The following is a 12,903-nucleotide window of genomic DNA, read 5'->3' as shown; positions in this document are numbered from 1 at the left end:
CCGGTCCGCGCGCAGGCGGGTCATCGGAGCCATGACCACCCGGTTGGGCAGGTGGAGTCGTCCGAGCCGGTAGGTGTCGAGCAGGGGCTGGGTGCCGTTCGTCGCGTTGTCCATGACCAGAGCGTAGAATCTGACATCAGTGTCAGATTCAAGGGTTCGTGTCCAGGGTCACACCACCGGAAACGGAGACGCCGTGCGCATCGGAGAGCTGTCCGCGCGGAGCGGGGTCAGCCCCCGCTCGCTGCGCTACTACGAGGAGCGGGGCCTGCTCGCGTCGGAGCGCACCGCCGGCGGGCACCGCGAGTACGGAGAGGACGCCGTGGACCGCGTCGACCGCGTCCAGTGCCTGCTCGGCGCCGGCCTCAGCACGGAGACCATCCGCGACCTGCTGCCCTGCGTCTACGCCCGGGAACGCGGCGAGCCCGCCCCCGACCTGCTCGACTGGCTCCGTGCCGAGCGCGAGCGGGTGTCCGGGGCGATCCACGGGCTGGAACGCACCCGCGAGGCCCTGGACCAGGTCATCGCGGAGTCCGGGGGGACGGACGTCCGAGGAGCCCCGGTCGGACCGGTTACCCTCACAGACAAGTGACACGAAGCGATGAACAGCACCACGCGTGCGGCGAGGAGACGGCCGTGAACCCTGGCGGAATGGACATGCAGGCCCTGCTCCAGCAGGCCCAGCAGATGCAGCAGCAGCTGGCCCAGGCCCAGCAGGCCCTGGAGGAGGCCGAGGTCGTGGGCACCTCCGGCGGCGGCCTGGTCGAGGTCAAGCTCAGCGGTCGCGGGCAGGTCGAGGACATCACCGTCGACCCCAAGGCGGTGGACCCCGCCGACGCCGAGGAGACGGCGCAGACCGTGGCCGACCTGGTCCTCGCGGCCATCCGTGACGCCGAGGCCCAGGTGGAGCGCCTCCAGCAGGAGAAGATGGGGCCGCTGGCCCAGGGCCTGGGCGGCGGCGGGATGCCCGGCGGCATGCCCGGCCTGCCCGGCTTCTAGGGAGGTCTCGCCGCGCGGATGACGGGCCCCGGGGTGAGGCGGCCCGTTCCTCGCGGCCACCGGCCACCGCGTCGCCGTGCCGCCGTCCGGCTGCCCCAGCGGCACCGGGTGGCGGCACCCGGCCTGCCTCGGCGACACGGAACGGACCACGACCCGGGCACCGTCGCGAGAGGTCACCGCCCCCCGATACGGTGGGGGAGGGCCAGGAGTGGCCCCGCCGGGCCCCTGGCCCGGTTCCGACCGAGTGGGTAGGCATGTACGAGGGCGCGGTACAGAATCTGATCGACGAGCTGGGGCGACTGCCCGGCGTCGGTCCGAAGAGCGCGCAACGCATCGCCTTCCACCTGCTGTCCGCCGAACACGCGGACGTCAAACGCCTGGTCAACGCACTCGTCGAGGTCAAGGAGCGGGTGCGCTTCTGCTCGATCTGCGGCAACGTCGCCGAAGAGACCGAGTGCCGTATCTGCCGTGACGCCCGCCGCGACGCCGCCGTCATCTGCGTCGTCGAGGAGTCCAAGGACGTCGTCGCCATCGAACGCACCCGCGAGTTCCGTGGTCGCTACCACGTGCTCGGGGGAGCCATCAGCCCCATCGAGGGTGTGGGCCCCGACGACCTCCGGGTCAAGGAGCTCATGACCCGCCTGGCCGACGGCCAGGTCACCGAGCTGATCCTGGCGACCGACCCGAACCTGGAAGGGGAGGCCACCGCGACCTACCTGGCGCGGCTGGTCAAACCCATGGGCCTGAAAGTCACCCGGCTGGCCAGCGGGCTCCCCGTCGGCGGCGACCTCGAATACGCCGACGAGGTCACTCTCGGGCGAGCCTTCGAAGGCCGCCGCAGCCTGGAGTTCTAGCTCACACTTCCCCGTAATCGGGCCGAAATATGAGTAACCTCCGCTCTGGCGGGTAGCCCCGAACATCGGTGTGTCAAGACGCCACGCCCTCCCTCCGCAGGTCGGGCGGGGTGCCGTGTGCGTCCCTGGCTACACTCCATTGTTAATTGTCTTGATCCCAACTCCTCAGGAGCATCGATCGTGGCCCTAATCGTGCAGAAGTACGGTGGGTCTTCCGTGGCTGACGCGGAAGCCATCAAGCGAGTAGCCCAAAGGATCGTGGCTCAGAAAAAGGCGGGACATGACGTCGTGGTCGTGGTCTCGGCCATGGGCGACACGACCGACGAACTGCTGGACCTGGCCGAACAGGTCTCCCCGATGCCCCCCGCACGCGAGCTCGACATGCTCGTCACCGCGGGCGAGCGCATGTCGATGGCCCTCGTGGCGATGGCCATCGAGAACCTGGGCTACGAGGCCCGATCCTTCACCGGCTCCCAGGCCGGGGTCATCACCACGTCGCTGCACGGCAACGCCAAGATCATCGACGTGACCCCCGGCCGTATCCAGGAGGCCATCGGCGAGGGCTCGATCTGCATCGTGGCCGGGTTCCAGGGCGTCTCCCAGGACACCAAGGACATCACCTCCCTGGGTCGTGGCGGTTCCGACACCACCGCCGTCGCCCTCGCGGGCGCGCTCAACGCCGACGCCTGCGAGATCTACAGCGACGTTGACGGCGTGTTCACCGCCGACCCGCGCGTCGTTCCCTCCGCACAGCGCATCCCCCAGATCTCCTACGAGGAGATGCTGGAGATGGCCGCGAGCGGCACGAAGATCCTGCACCTGCGCTGCGTCGAGTACGCGCGCCAGTACAACATTCCCCTGCACGTCCGTTCGTCGTTCAGCCAGAAGCCCGGAACGTGGATCGTTTCGGAAGTCGAGGAAAGCGAAGGCATGGAACAGCCGATCATCTCCGGGGTCTCCCACGACCGGAGCGAAGCCAAGATCACCGTCGTCGGCGTCCCCGACAAGGTCGGTGAGGCCGCGACCATCTTCAAGGCGCTCGCCGAGGCCGAGATCAACATCGACATGATCGTGCAGAACGTGTCGGCGGTCTCCACCTCCCGCACGGACATCTCGTTCACCGTCCCCAAGGACTTCGGCAAGGTGGCGGTCGCCGCCCTGAAGAAGGTCCAGGAGAAGGTCGGCTACGACTCCCTGCGCTACGACGACAAGATCGGGAAGGTCTCGCTGATCGGCGCGGGCATGCGCTCGTACCCGGGCGTCACCGCCCGCTTCTTCGACGCGATCGCCTCCTCCGGCACCAACGTCGAGATGATCTCCACCTCGGAGATCCGCATCTCGGTGATCGTCGAGGAGGATCAGGTCGACGCGGCGGTCCAGGCCGCGCACAGCGAGTTCCAGCTCGACGCCGACCAGGTCGAGGCTGTCGTCTACGGAGGTACCGGCCGATGAGCAACCGTCTCCCCACCCTGGCCATCGTCGGCGCCACCGGCGCCGTCGGCACCGTCATGCTCGACATCCTCACCCAGCGTGAGAACGTGTGGGGCGAGATCCGGCTGGTCGCCTCGGCGCGCAGCGCGGGCAAGGTCCTGAGCGTGCGCGGCGAGGACGTCGTCGTGCAGGCGCTGGCCCCCGAGGTCTTCGACGGCGTGGACGTCGCCATGTTCGACGTTCCGGACGAGGTCTCCAAGGAGTGGGCCCCGATCGCCGCCGCCCGCGGTGCCGTGGCCGTCGACAACTCCGGCGCGTTCCGCCTGGACCCCGACGTCCCGCTGGTGGTTCCCGAGGTCAACGCGGACCAGGTGCGCAACCGTCCGCGCGGCATCATCTCGAACCCGAACTGCACCACCCTGTCGATGATCGTGGCGATCGGTGCCCTGCACCGGACCTACGGCGTCAAGGAGCTCGTGGTCTCCTCCTACCAGGCCGCCTCCGGCGCCGGCCAGGAGGGCATCGACGTCCTGCGCGACCAGATGGCCAAGGCGGGCGGGGACCGCGCCCTCGGCGACAGCGCGGGCGACATGCGCGCGGCCGTCGACGAGCTCGGCCCCTTCCCGGCGCCGCTGGCCTACAACGTCGTGCCGTGGGCGGGTTCGCTCAAGGACGACGGTTGGTCCTCGGAGGAGCTGAAGGTCCGCAACGAGTCCCGCAAGATCCTGGGGCTTCCGGAGCTGAAGGTCTCCGCGACCTGCGTGCGGGTGCCGGTCATCACCACGCACTCACTGGTGGTCCACGCGACCTTCGACAACGAGGTCACCGCCGACGCCGCCCGTGAGCTGCTGGGCGGCGCCGAGGGCGTCAAGGTCCTGGACGACCCCGCCAACGGCGAGTTCCCGACCCCGAACGACGTCGTGGGCACCGACCCGACCTGGGTCGGCCGCATCCGGCAGTCGATCGACGACCCGACCTCGCTCGACCTGTTCCTGTGCGGGGACAACCTGCGCAAGGGCGCCGCGCTGAACACCGCGCAGATCGCCGAGGTCGTCGCCAAGGAGTTCACCCAGGCCTAGCGCGCACGTCACCGGGCTCCGGTCCGGGACGACGACACCGGGGCGGTGGTCCGTTCCCTCCCACCGAGGGGGCGGGCCACCGCCCTTCGTCGTGTACGCCCCGGGCTACCTGCGGCTCCGGGGGCGGGCGAGGGACAACTTGTAGAGAAGTCGACACTGCTCCACCGATCCGATGAGGTCGGAGGTCTCGACCGGGCGTTCGCCGCAGTAGTGGGTGCGTTCGACGACCAGCACCTGGACACCCGGGGCGGAGTCCAGGAGTGCGGCCTCGGCGTCGCGCAGGGCGCGGACGCCGACCTCCTCCACCACCCGGTCGACGGGGAACCCGGCGGCGCCCAGGCGTTCGAGGGTGCCGGTCTCGGTGGCGTCGAACGGCGTGCGCAGGGTGCCCGCGGTGAGGATCGCCGGTTCCCAGGACCGGTGCAGGGTGACCGGCCGGTCGGCGGAGAGCCCCCGCGAGGTGGTGCGGTACACGGGGTCGCCGTCGCGGAGCCGGAGCCGGGTGCTCAGGGGCGCCGTACAGCGCTCCTGTTCGGTACGGACGTTCTCGCGGGTCAGTTGACCCAGGCCGGAGCCGGAGGTGGCGTCGGTCCTGGACAGCCGGAAGGTCTCCGGGGCGGTCCGCACGAAGTAGCCGGAGCCCGGCCGGGCCTCCACGAGGCCCTCGGTGACCAGGAGGCGCAGCGCGGTGCGGGAGATCTGTTCGCTGACCCGGTAGGAGCGGGCCAGACGGGTGCGGGAGGGGAGGCGGGTGCCCGGGGTGATCTCGCCGTTGAGGATCGGTTCACGGAGCTGGTCGGCCAGCCAGAGGTAGCGAGGTTGCCTGGACACCGCTCACCCGACCTCTGTCGCGTCCCTGGTCGGAGGAGTGGCTCTCGCCAGGCGTGCGGGTCGGTGGTGGAGGGGGGCCGTGCCGTCACCGTGGTCGGTACCGACGCCGGGCCGGAGGGAGGGAGTGGACCTGCCAGTTCGCCGAAGCTCGCCCATGGTTCCAGTAAAGCAGTGGGAAGGCCTGGTGGGGGGCGCTACCCGAAAGTAGTCACGGCTGGGATGGCCTCACCACGGAATCGGAGGCGCCTGAGCCGTTGCCGGGAAACGCCCGAAAACGTCGGAATGTACGTGACTGGCAGCCGCGAATTACTACCCTATGTAACTAGACAGTCACTTCTTGCTTGGGGGAGTCATGATCACGAACCTGTCGGTGCTGGCCGATCGAGCGGACCTCTCGCAGATGTCGTACGAGGGTGGCCGCGCCGTCGCCTGGATGAGCGGTATCACCGGGGTCCTCATCGGTCTCGTGTTCCTCGCGATCGCCGTGCTGGTGATCGTCGCGATCGTCTCGACCCTGATCAACAGCGACACGTCCGGTGGGGGCAAGCTCCTGTGGATCATCTTCATCCTCTGGTTCCCGCTGTTCGGCGCCGTCGCCTGGTTCGTGGTGGGCAAGAAGGGGCACCTCAACCGCTTCCTCGGCATCGACAAGGGGAGGGCTCGGCACACCGTGCCGGGAAGCGTCGGGCAGCACAGCAACATCCCTCCCGACCAGACCGGCCTCGGCAACGCCTGAGCACGAGCGAAGGGGCCCCGGGTCATCTGGGGCCCCTTCGTGTTGTCCACAGCCTGTGGACAGATCGACGTGTCGACACGTCGACGTCAGGCCTGGAAGCAGGGGCCCGGCTCCATGACGGTCTCCAGGGCCGTGTACCGGCCGCCGGGTCCCCGGACCAGACGCCGCAGCCCGGTCACGGCGGCCCGGGGGATCGGTCCGTAGACGTGGGGGAACAGGACCCCGGCGTCCACACCGGGCGGCGGGGCCGGTGCGGCCGCCTCCCACCGCACCTCGGCGTCCACCTTCCCGGTGTTCACCACCAGCACGACCAGCGCCTGCTCCGCAGCGGAGTAGAGGGCGTTGGCGACCGCCAGCATGGTGGCCTCGTCCGGGGAGGCGTGCAGGAACCCCTCGGTAAGCAGGGACTCGGCCTCGACGTTCCCGCCGGAACGCCAGCGCGAGAGTTCGGTGAGATGCAGGATGTGAGCCATGCACCGGACGGTACACGTTCGACCCCCGCCCCGCCGGGCCGCCACGTGCGCGGCCTACCCCGGCTGTCGGCCGTTGGCGAAGTCGTCCCGCCTGGAGGCGTGGTGCCACGCGATGTCGCGCCAGTGGTTGTGCTGGGCGATCACGTCGGGGTCCTCGATGATCTCGCCGCCGAGGAAGACGTCGGAGTCGTCGAAGTGCATCTTGAGCAGGGTGTGCGAGTCGAACAGCCAGTAGTCGTGCTGAGGTAGACCCGCCGTTTCGGCCTGGACCCGTTCGAGGTAGCGGATGTCCTCGCCCGCGCCGTTGGTGAACTGGGCGCACCACACCCCGAAGCGGCTGTAGTCGGTGAGAGGGACCGTCACCACCCGGACACGGGAGAAGCGCTGTCCTGCCGCAGTGGCCTTCCTGATCATGTCGAGCCAACTCCGCATCCAGGGGAGATCGTCGGGTTCTCCGGCGAGGAACTTGCGGAGTGACGCCCGTTCATGCGGTGCGCCGTAGTGGTCGCGGGTTTCCAGGCGGAAGGCCGTGTGCTCGAAGGAGTCGAAGAGCTCCCCGAACTCCGGCCCGGGTTCGATGAACCTGTTCAACGGGTTTCCTCCTGCTGTCTGAAACTCTCCATGGAGCGAGTTCGATGGTGTGGGTGTCCGGGTGCCCCCGCCGACGCGGTCCGAGTGCCTGCTGCACACCTCACGTGCTGCCCTGGTCCAGGGTCAGGCGGGCGGCCTCGGTCTCGTGGCCCTACACCGGGTGCCTCCATGTACCCAGGCTGGAGCGGAGGGAGTGGACACCGCTCCTCGCGTCGGCCTCCAGGTTGAAGGAGCACAAGCCGGGCCACCCCGCTGCCTCCAGCAACGTGTACGCCTTCGTGAAAATGGTCAGAGCCCTCGTGCCGTTGCAGGTGACCGAACCGTCCGGCCAGATGTGCGCCCAGTCGCCGTCCTCTCCCAGGGCGACGACGGGCACGGCGCCGCCCTTCCAGGGGCGCCCTCCCACGGCGATGTACAGCTCCGGGCAGGTGAGCACCAGATGGGTCAGCCTGTCGTTGTCGAGGAGGTCCCGCGATCCCTCGGGGAAGACTGCTCGGTCGGTGGCCTCCTCACCGGTTCCGGGGAATCTGCGCCGGGCCCCGCGCTGGCCGCGGTCGCGCATGAACGAGGCGTCACGGGCCAGTGGTCCGCTGGCGGTGGCATGGCCCGTCCTGCGCAGGGCGACGACGGGGGTGGGCCCGTCCTCGGGGTAGGGCGCCCATGGGACCACCAGTCGGGCATCGCGGTCGACGCGTTCCACCCATGCGAGGGGAACCCGTTGGACCGCGCACGTGGCGATGAGGGCGTCGAAGACCTCGGACGCGCCCGGATCAGTGCCGGTAACCACCTTCACGTTGGTTCCCGCGAGGCGGTCGCGAGCGTGCGCGGCCACGTTGGAGTCGATCTCCACGCTCGTCACCGATCCTGCGGGGCCGACGAGGGACGCCAGGATGGCGGCGTTCCACCCGGTGCCGGTTCCGATCTCCAGCACGCGCATGCCTGGTTCGATCCCGGCCGCCTGGATCATGTCCGCCATGAGCTGGGGCGCGGAAGACGACGACGTTGGAGTGTTCATCGGCCCGTCACTGCCGTCGTTGGCCTGCGTGGTGACGTAGTCATCGCTGTAGACGGCACTCGCCCACCCGTCGGGATCTTCGGTTCGGTCGAGTGCCGCACCGACCGCGCTGGGCCAGATGACGTCGGGGATGTACTCGTGACGGGGGCGGGTCGAGAAAGCGGCCCGGATGGCGTCGGTGGTGTCCAGCCGACGGGTCAGGGCGGAGTGGGCGTGGTGGAGGTCGGGCACGTCCTTACACCCTCCCCTTCCCTTTGCACAGCGGGCATTGCATGGGCTCTTTGTCCTTCCAAGGCCCTTGTCCGTCCCCGCCAGGGAAGATCCATCCGCTTCCTCGGCAGTTGTCGCAGTCTGCGGCGGAGGGATTGAATGGCTTGCTTCGGAGTGGGGTGCCGCTGGTTGACGTCCATGTCGTCGAACACGCCGGGGAGCCCGTACTCCGGGTGAACGTCACCCACTCGGAGGGATGGACTAGCAGCACCGGACCCCGTGTGTTCTTGGAGTCCCGCAGTCCGACGAGGTCGGGAATGCGGTCGGCGATCGCCGCCTCAACGCACCCGTCATCGCCGCTGCCACCGGATGTGAAGAAGTCGCCGTCGTCGAACGGATTCTGGGTCACCTGTCCTCCTTGGTGGAAACGTCGTACGCCGAGTCCGGTTCGAGCCCGACCGACTTGAGGTAGTCGAAGAGGGGAACGGACTCGGCTGAGGTGATGTCTCGCCACCGCACGTGCCGCCGCACGGTGGTGGGGTCGTCTGTCATCTCGACATGGCGCCAACGTCCCTCGTCGTCGTAGGCCATGGCGGCGGAGCGGTCGTCGTCGAAGAGCCAGTAGTCCTCGTTGGGGACTCCCAACTCGTCGGCGATGGCGCGAGGCAGGACGCGGACGTCCTCGCCCGCCCCTACGTTCGCCGGGTAAGCGCAGGTCATCTCGAACTTCGCGTACGTGGACAGCGGCTCGCTGACGATGTGGACCCGGCTGATGGAAGCCCCCCGGATCTTGATCGCCTCGACCTTGCCCCTCCATCGCTCACGCCAGGCAAGGTCTTGGGGCAGGCCCGCTCGGAAGCGTTCCAGGGGAGCGCGCTCGTTTTCGGCGTCGTAGAAGTCCAGGGTCTCCAACCTGAACACCCGGTGCTGGAAGTCGTCGAAGATCTCACGGAACTCTTCTGGGTTCATGATGGTGCCCATGGCGTCCCCTCGGGGGTACTGGAACAGCACGGTAGTCTCAAGTGTGACCTAGCAGGGCGCGGTTGGCGATACTTGTCGGCATACTTTCCGACTTAATTTGGACTAGGGGTGAGAAGGTTCTTGCCGGACGCTACGCGGGCTGAGGGGGCGAAGCGCCGCCTTGCCGCCCTCCTACGAGGATCTCGTCTGGACAGCGGGTTGTCCGGCCAACAGCTCGCGGACGCCCTCGGCTGGTCCCAGTCGAAGATCTCCAAGATCGAGAACGGTCGGACTCGGCCCTCGGTCAGCGATGCGGAACGGTGGCTCGGCGCGTGCGGCGGATCGACGGACCTCGTCGATCGGGCACGCGAACTGACCGACGCCGCTCTGGTCGAATCCCGACACTGGCGTGTGGCCCACTCCGAAGGATTGGGGCAGGGGCAGCGTGAAGTCGGCCTTCTTGAGGACAGGGCTACAGAGGTGCTCTCCTTCCAGCCCTCGCTCATCCCCGGTCTGTTGCAGACCGCCGAGTACGCCAAGCAAGTGCTGACCTTGTCGAACCTCTCGGGCCAGAAGGACATCGCGGCAGGGGTCGCCGCCCGTCTACGGCGTCAGGAGGTGCTGTATGGAGACGGGCGGAGGTTCAGGTTCCTTGTCACCGAAGCCGCTCTTCGCTGGTACCCCACCACCGCGAAGATCCTTCCCGCACAGCTCGACCGTCTCCAGGCGGTCAGCACGCTCTCGGCTGTGGAGCTACGTGTTCTTCCCCTGAACTCGGCGTTCGGGCAGAGGCAGAACAACGGCTTCCTGCTGTATGAGATCCCGGATGAGTCGACCGTGATCGTGGAGACGTTCACGCGCGAGCTGTCCATCGCGGAGCCCGACGAGGTCGCCCAGTATCGGGACGTCCACGAGACTCTCACGGAGCACGCCTTGTCAGAGGAGGAGTCCCGCGCCTTCATCCGGGACCTCGCTGCCTCCCGCCTCGCCTGACCTGCGAAGGCTTCGGTTTCCTCGACGTAGCCATCATGCCAAGTCTAGTCTCACATAAGTCTGACGCGGAGACGGTAGTGCGGCGGTGGGCCCCGGCAGGGAACCCGGTCCGCGTCCCTGCCTCATTTTCTCGGGTCGCTCTGGGCCGTGTTGAGGAAAGCCCGCCACTCGGGACCGGGGAAGGTGAGCGCGCCCAGGTCTCGATGCTTGGTGTCGCGCATCGCGTTGCCTACAGCCGACTCCGCCACTTCGACACAGTTGGTGTTCCTGCCACTGTAGGAACTCTTGCGCCAGTCGGCTGCGTCGAAGGATGGCGCGTTCATGGATGTGGTCCTTGTCAGCTGTCGATTTCTTGAGCGATGGACCCGATCAATTGAGTGGATTCGTCGGGATTCAGCGCGCTTGCCCTCAGGGTATCGATCTCCTCGCGGTAGAAGTCGATCTCGTGTGCTTCCTCCAGGAAGAAGGTCGAGATCTTGTGCTCTACATGCACGACACTCTTCGAGTTGGCAAACGCCATGAGCATGAACGACCCGTCCAAGCCGCGATGTCCCCCCAGCGAGAACGGGAGAACGCGTACAGACACGTTGGGGCGCTCAGCGGTTTCGATGATGTGTCGGAGCTGGCGAGACAGCGCCTGCGCCGGGAGCAGCGGCCGCCGTAGAGCGGACTCGTCGATGATGAACTCCAGATGTGGAGGGGTGCTGCGTGTGATGAGCGCTTGCCGCCCCATCCGAGAGGCAACGCGGACCTCCAGGTCGGGAGCGGCCACACCACAGGCGTTCATCAATGCACGGATGTAGTCCGGAGTCTGTAGAAGGCCAGGAACGACGAGTGGCTCCAGGTTGACGATTTCGGTCGCCTCGGACTCCAGCCGCATGAGAGTCTGCGAGTCCCGTGACATGCCGCCTTGTTTCTCCCACAAGCCGGGTTCGTTCACCGTTGCCGCTGTCTCGACCAGGCGATCCCGCTCATGACCTGTCACGCCGTAGATGGCCAACAGGGATGCGACGTCTGCTGGAGTGACCCCCTGCTTACCGGTCTCGATCTTCGAGATCTTTGACTGCTGCCAGCCAAGCTGCCCGGCGACCTTGGTGCTACTGAGTTTTCGTGTCTCACGGATCGCTCGGAGCTCAGCGCCCAAGCCACGTCCCGCGACGGTGGGTTGTATTGACCCCACATGCCCTCCTGTCCTGCGGCGTACCACCGTGAGCCTAGCGGGGGCCGCGCTTCGCGCTTCGCGTCGTCCTGGCGGTTCAGTCTGCCCTCTCATGCTTTCTTCTGCGAATCTCTAGCATGCGACTCGAATATATGCTTACATCATGCCATCGCATGGCTCGTTGGTGAAACTTGGAGGCGGTATGGCTGGCAAGCGCAATGGAACGGGCGGGTCTGGTGGCGAGTGGAAGCAGTTCGGGAAACAGGTGGGGGAATTGCGGGAGGTGGCTGGGCTCAGCGCTCATGACCTGGTGATGCGGGAGGTGTGTGAAGCTTCCGAACTCCGCCGGGTGGAAGAGGGCAGCCCAGTACCGCGTCATCTCGCGGAGTACCTCGACCGCAAGCTCAACGCCCAGGGAAGCCTGGTCAACGCCTGGGCCCGTTCCACGCTCAACACTCATCTGGAGTCGGGGGCTCGCCCGCACGAACTCGACTCCTCAGTGAGCAGCCTGCGTGAGTTCCACCCAGGCGCACTTCCTACCACAGTCCAGACTCACGCCTACGCGACCGCGCTCAGGCGGGCGTGGGGAAGGGCCGGGGGCCGGTCAACGACCGGTTGGAACAGCACCGCTTCGCTGCGGGTGGTGGTCAACGAGGCCGCAGTGCGGACCCCGGTGGGCGGGACCAAAGTGATGCGCGAACAGCTGAGCCGCCTCATCAGTTCCATGAGGGGCGGAGGCCTGTGTCTCCAGGTCATCCCCGCTGTTGTGGCCGAACATCCTTGCCCGATGGGGCCGTTTCGTCTCCTGTCCCTGGGACCGGTGTACACGGTCGCCCACCTCGTCTCCCCTTGCGGGGACGGTCAGCTCATCTCCGCACCCCAGGAGGCCCGGGCGTTCGCTGACCTGTTCGAGGACCTACGCGGGGAGGCGCTTCCGGTCAGCGAGTCCCTGGACCTGCTGGTCCACATCGCCGATTCCCTCAAGCCCCAGGAAGCACACAAGGCGATCACCAGCGGGGACGAGGAACGGGCACTGGCCGTGCTTTCCACGCCCCGGGCCGCTCATCGCTGAGGACCAAGAGAAAGGCTCTGGCGGGTGCGGCAACACCCCCAGAGCAGGCCGACAAGACCATCCATCAAGAAAGCGAGTTGTCGACATGACCATTGTGCCGCATGTGAGCCCTGCGCGCTGGCGAGCGAGGATCTATCTGGGAAACCTCTCTCGGATGAGCACCGTCCGCGAGGACCTGCGCGCGGATCTGGCCTGGTTCGGGGAGGAACTGGCAGAAGCGGTCGTCCTGTGCGGAAGCGAGATCGTGGCCAACGCGATCGAGCACACACGCTCCGGCGACCAGGACGGCCGAGTGCTGCGGGCGCTCTTCGAGTCCGAGCCCGGAGTGCTGCGCCTCGTAGTCGTGGACGACGGAGCCCGTGAGTCCGGCCCGGAGATCCCGGTGGGCCGCTCGGCGGAGGACTGGCTGACCGCCGAACGTGGCCGGGGCCTGTTGATGGTGGACGTGCTCGCCGCGAGGTGGGGCGCGTACCCGATCGTCCCGTTCCCCTTCTGCTCCGACG

General features: G+C 67.6%; 17 protein-coding genes and 1 pseudogene. 9 read left to right on the top strand and 9 right to left on the bottom strand.

The window, feature by feature from the left end; all coding sequences use genetic code 11:
* Positions 1-114 (bottom strand): annotated as a pseudogene (locus ABZ635_RS26445) (alkene reductase); the annotation flags it as partial.
* 79 nt (positions 115-193) lie between these two features.
* Between ABZ635_RS26445 and ABZ635_RS26440 the strand changes: the two are divergent.
* From ABZ635_RS26440 to ABZ635_RS26420, 5 genes are all read left to right on the top strand, one after another.
* Positions 194-589, top strand: coding sequence for a MerR family transcriptional regulator (locus ABZ635_RS26440; RefSeq protein WP_357769880.1), 396 nt, complete (start codon positions 194-196; stop codon positions 587-589).
* A 59-nt stretch (positions 590-648) separates the two neighbouring features.
* Positions 649-996, top strand: a complete 348-nt coding sequence (locus ABZ635_RS26435) for a YbaB/EbfC family nucleoid-associated protein (protein WP_357769882.1) — start codon at positions 649-651, stop codon at positions 994-996.
* Between the two features lie 254 nt (positions 997-1,250).
* Positions 1,251-1,850: a recombination mediator RecR gene (gene recR, locus ABZ635_RS26430; protein WP_304077270.1), complete on the top strand. Its 600-nt coding sequence runs from the start codon at positions 1,251-1,253 to the stop codon at positions 1,848-1,850.
* A gap of 180 nt (positions 1,851-2,030) precedes the next feature.
* On the top strand, positions 2,031-3,302 hold the full coding sequence (locus ABZ635_RS26425) for an aspartate kinase (RefSeq protein ID WP_357769878.1): 1,272 nt from the start codon (positions 2,031-2,033) through the stop codon (positions 3,300-3,302).
* Positions 3,299-4,360 carry an aspartate-semialdehyde dehydrogenase gene (locus ABZ635_RS26420; protein WP_357769876.1) on the top strand — a complete coding sequence of 354 codons (1,062 nt, stop codon included), beginning with the start codon at positions 3,299-3,301 and terminating at the stop codon, positions 4,358-4,360. Before ABZ635_RS26425 ends, ABZ635_RS26420 begins: the two co-directional genes overlap by 4 nt.
* Before the next feature lie 105 nt (positions 4,361-4,465).
* Here the strand turns inward: ABZ635_RS26420 and ABZ635_RS26415 are convergent, their stop codons facing one another.
* Positions 4,466-5,191 carry a GntR family transcriptional regulator gene (locus ABZ635_RS26415; protein WP_357769874.1) on the bottom strand — a complete coding sequence of 242 codons (726 nt, stop codon included), beginning with the start codon at positions 5,189-5,191 and terminating at the stop codon, positions 4,466-4,468.
* A 352-nt stretch (positions 5,192-5,543) separates the two neighbouring features.
* Here ABZ635_RS26415 and ABZ635_RS26410 point away from each other — a divergent pair, with 352 nt between their 5' ends.
* Positions 5,544-5,927, top strand: a complete 384-nt coding sequence (locus tag ABZ635_RS26410) for a PLD nuclease N-terminal domain-containing protein (protein WP_357769872.1) — start codon at positions 5,544-5,546, stop codon at positions 5,925-5,927.
* A gap of 86 nt (positions 5,928-6,013) precedes the next feature.
* Here the strand turns inward: ABZ635_RS26410 and ABZ635_RS26405 are convergent, their stop codons facing one another.
* The 5 genes from ABZ635_RS26405 to ABZ635_RS26385 all read right to left on the bottom strand — a co-directional run bounded on the left by ABZ635_RS26405 (position 6,014) and on the right by ABZ635_RS26385 (position 9,227).
* Positions 6,014-6,400 (bottom strand): DUF952 domain-containing protein, encoded by a 387-nt coding sequence (locus ABZ635_RS26405; protein WP_357769870.1) that lies wholly within the window; start codon positions 6,398-6,400, stop codon positions 6,014-6,016.
* Positions 6,401-6,454: 54 nt separating this feature from the next.
* On the bottom strand, positions 6,455-6,991 hold the full coding sequence (locus ABZ635_RS26400) for a DUF6879 family protein (RefSeq protein ID WP_357769868.1): 537 nt from the start codon (positions 6,989-6,991) through the stop codon (positions 6,455-6,457).
* Positions 6,992-7,142: 151 nt separating this feature from the next.
* Positions 7,143-8,237, bottom strand: a complete 1,095-nt coding sequence (locus ABZ635_RS26395; protein WP_357769866.1) for an rRNA adenine N-6-methyltransferase family protein — start codon at positions 8,235-8,237, stop codon at positions 7,143-7,145.
* Positions 8,238-8,241: 4 nt separating this feature from the next.
* Complete coding sequence (locus tag ABZ635_RS26390; protein ID WP_357769864.1) at positions 8,242-8,625, bottom strand: DUF397 domain-containing protein; 384 nt, start codon at positions 8,623-8,625, stop codon at positions 8,242-8,244.
* Positions 8,622-9,227: a DUF6879 family protein gene (locus ABZ635_RS26385; protein WP_357769862.1), complete on the bottom strand. Its 606-nt coding sequence runs from the start codon at positions 9,225-9,227 to the stop codon at positions 8,622-8,624. The genes ABZ635_RS26390 and ABZ635_RS26385 overlap by 4 nt, the downstream gene beginning before the upstream one ends.
* A 78-nt stretch (positions 9,228-9,305) precedes the next feature.
* Here ABZ635_RS26385 and ABZ635_RS26380 point away from each other — a divergent pair, with 78 nt between their 5' ends.
* A complete protein-coding gene (locus ABZ635_RS26380; RefSeq protein ID WP_357769860.1) occupies positions 9,306-10,169 on the top strand; it encodes a helix-turn-helix transcriptional regulator in 864 nt (287 codons plus the stop codon).
* A 122-nt stretch (positions 10,170-10,291) separates the two neighbouring features.
* Here ABZ635_RS26380 and ABZ635_RS26375 read toward each other — a convergent pair whose 3' ends face one another.
* Positions 10,292-10,492, bottom strand: a complete 201-nt coding sequence (locus ABZ635_RS26375; protein ID WP_357769858.1) for a DUF397 domain-containing protein — start codon at positions 10,490-10,492, stop codon at positions 10,292-10,294.
* 14 nt (positions 10,493-10,506) lie between these two features.
* A complete protein-coding gene (locus ABZ635_RS26370) occupies positions 10,507-11,313 on the bottom strand; it encodes a helix-turn-helix transcriptional regulator (RefSeq protein WP_357769856.1) in 807 nt (268 codons plus the stop codon).
* Positions 11,314-11,491: 178 nt separating this feature from the next.
* Between ABZ635_RS26370 and ABZ635_RS26365 the strand changes: the two genes are divergently transcribed.
* The gene (locus tag ABZ635_RS26365) at positions 11,492-12,400 is read left to right on the top strand and encodes a DUF5753 domain-containing protein (RefSeq protein WP_357769854.1); all 909 of its coding nucleotides are present in this window, start codon (positions 11,492-11,494) and stop codon (positions 12,398-12,400) included.
* Positions 12,401-12,554: 154 nt separating this feature from the next.
* Positions 12,555-12,903: ATP-binding protein (locus tag ABZ635_RS26360; protein WP_357769852.1), on the top strand; the 349-nt coding region annotated here is incomplete at its 3' end.

The sequence above is a fragment of the Nocardiopsis sp. NPDC007018 genome (assembly GCF_040635075.1).
In the GTDB taxonomy this organism is placed as follows: Bacteria; Actinomycetota; Actinomycetes; order Streptosporangiales; family Streptosporangiaceae; genus Nocardiopsis.
Note: the sequence above shows the minus strand (reverse complement) of the source record. Positions and strands in the feature narration are given on the sequence as shown.

Excerpts from the sequence above, each read along its gene's own strand:
- ABZ635_RS26435 (WP_357769882.1), top strand. The coding sequence starts at position 649 with ATGGACATGCAGGCCCTGCTCCAGCAGGCCCAGCAGATGCAGCAGCAG.
- recR (WP_304077270.1), top strand. The coding sequence starts at position 1,251 with ATGTACGAGGGCGCGGTACAGAATCTGATCGACGAGCTGGGGCGACTG.
- ABZ635_RS26420 (WP_357769876.1), top strand. The coding sequence starts at position 3,299 with ATGAGCAACCGTCTCCCCACCCTGGCCATCGTCGGCGCCACCGGCGCC.
- ABZ635_RS26410 (WP_357769872.1), top strand. The coding sequence starts at position 5,544 with ATGATCACGAACCTGTCGGTGCTGGCCGATCGAGCGGACCTCTCGCAG.
- ABZ635_RS26405 (WP_357769870.1), bottom strand. The coding sequence starts at position 6,400 with ATGGCTCACATCCTGCATCTCACCGAACTCTCGCGCTGGCGTTCCGGC.
- ABZ635_RS26375 (WP_357769858.1), bottom strand. The coding sequence starts at position 10,492 with ATGAACGCGCCATCCTTCGACGCAGCCGACTGGCGCAAGAGTTCCTAC.
- ABZ635_RS26365 (WP_357769854.1), top strand. The coding sequence starts at position 11,492 with ATGCCATCGCATGGCTCGTTGGTGAAACTTGGAGGCGGTATGGCTGGC.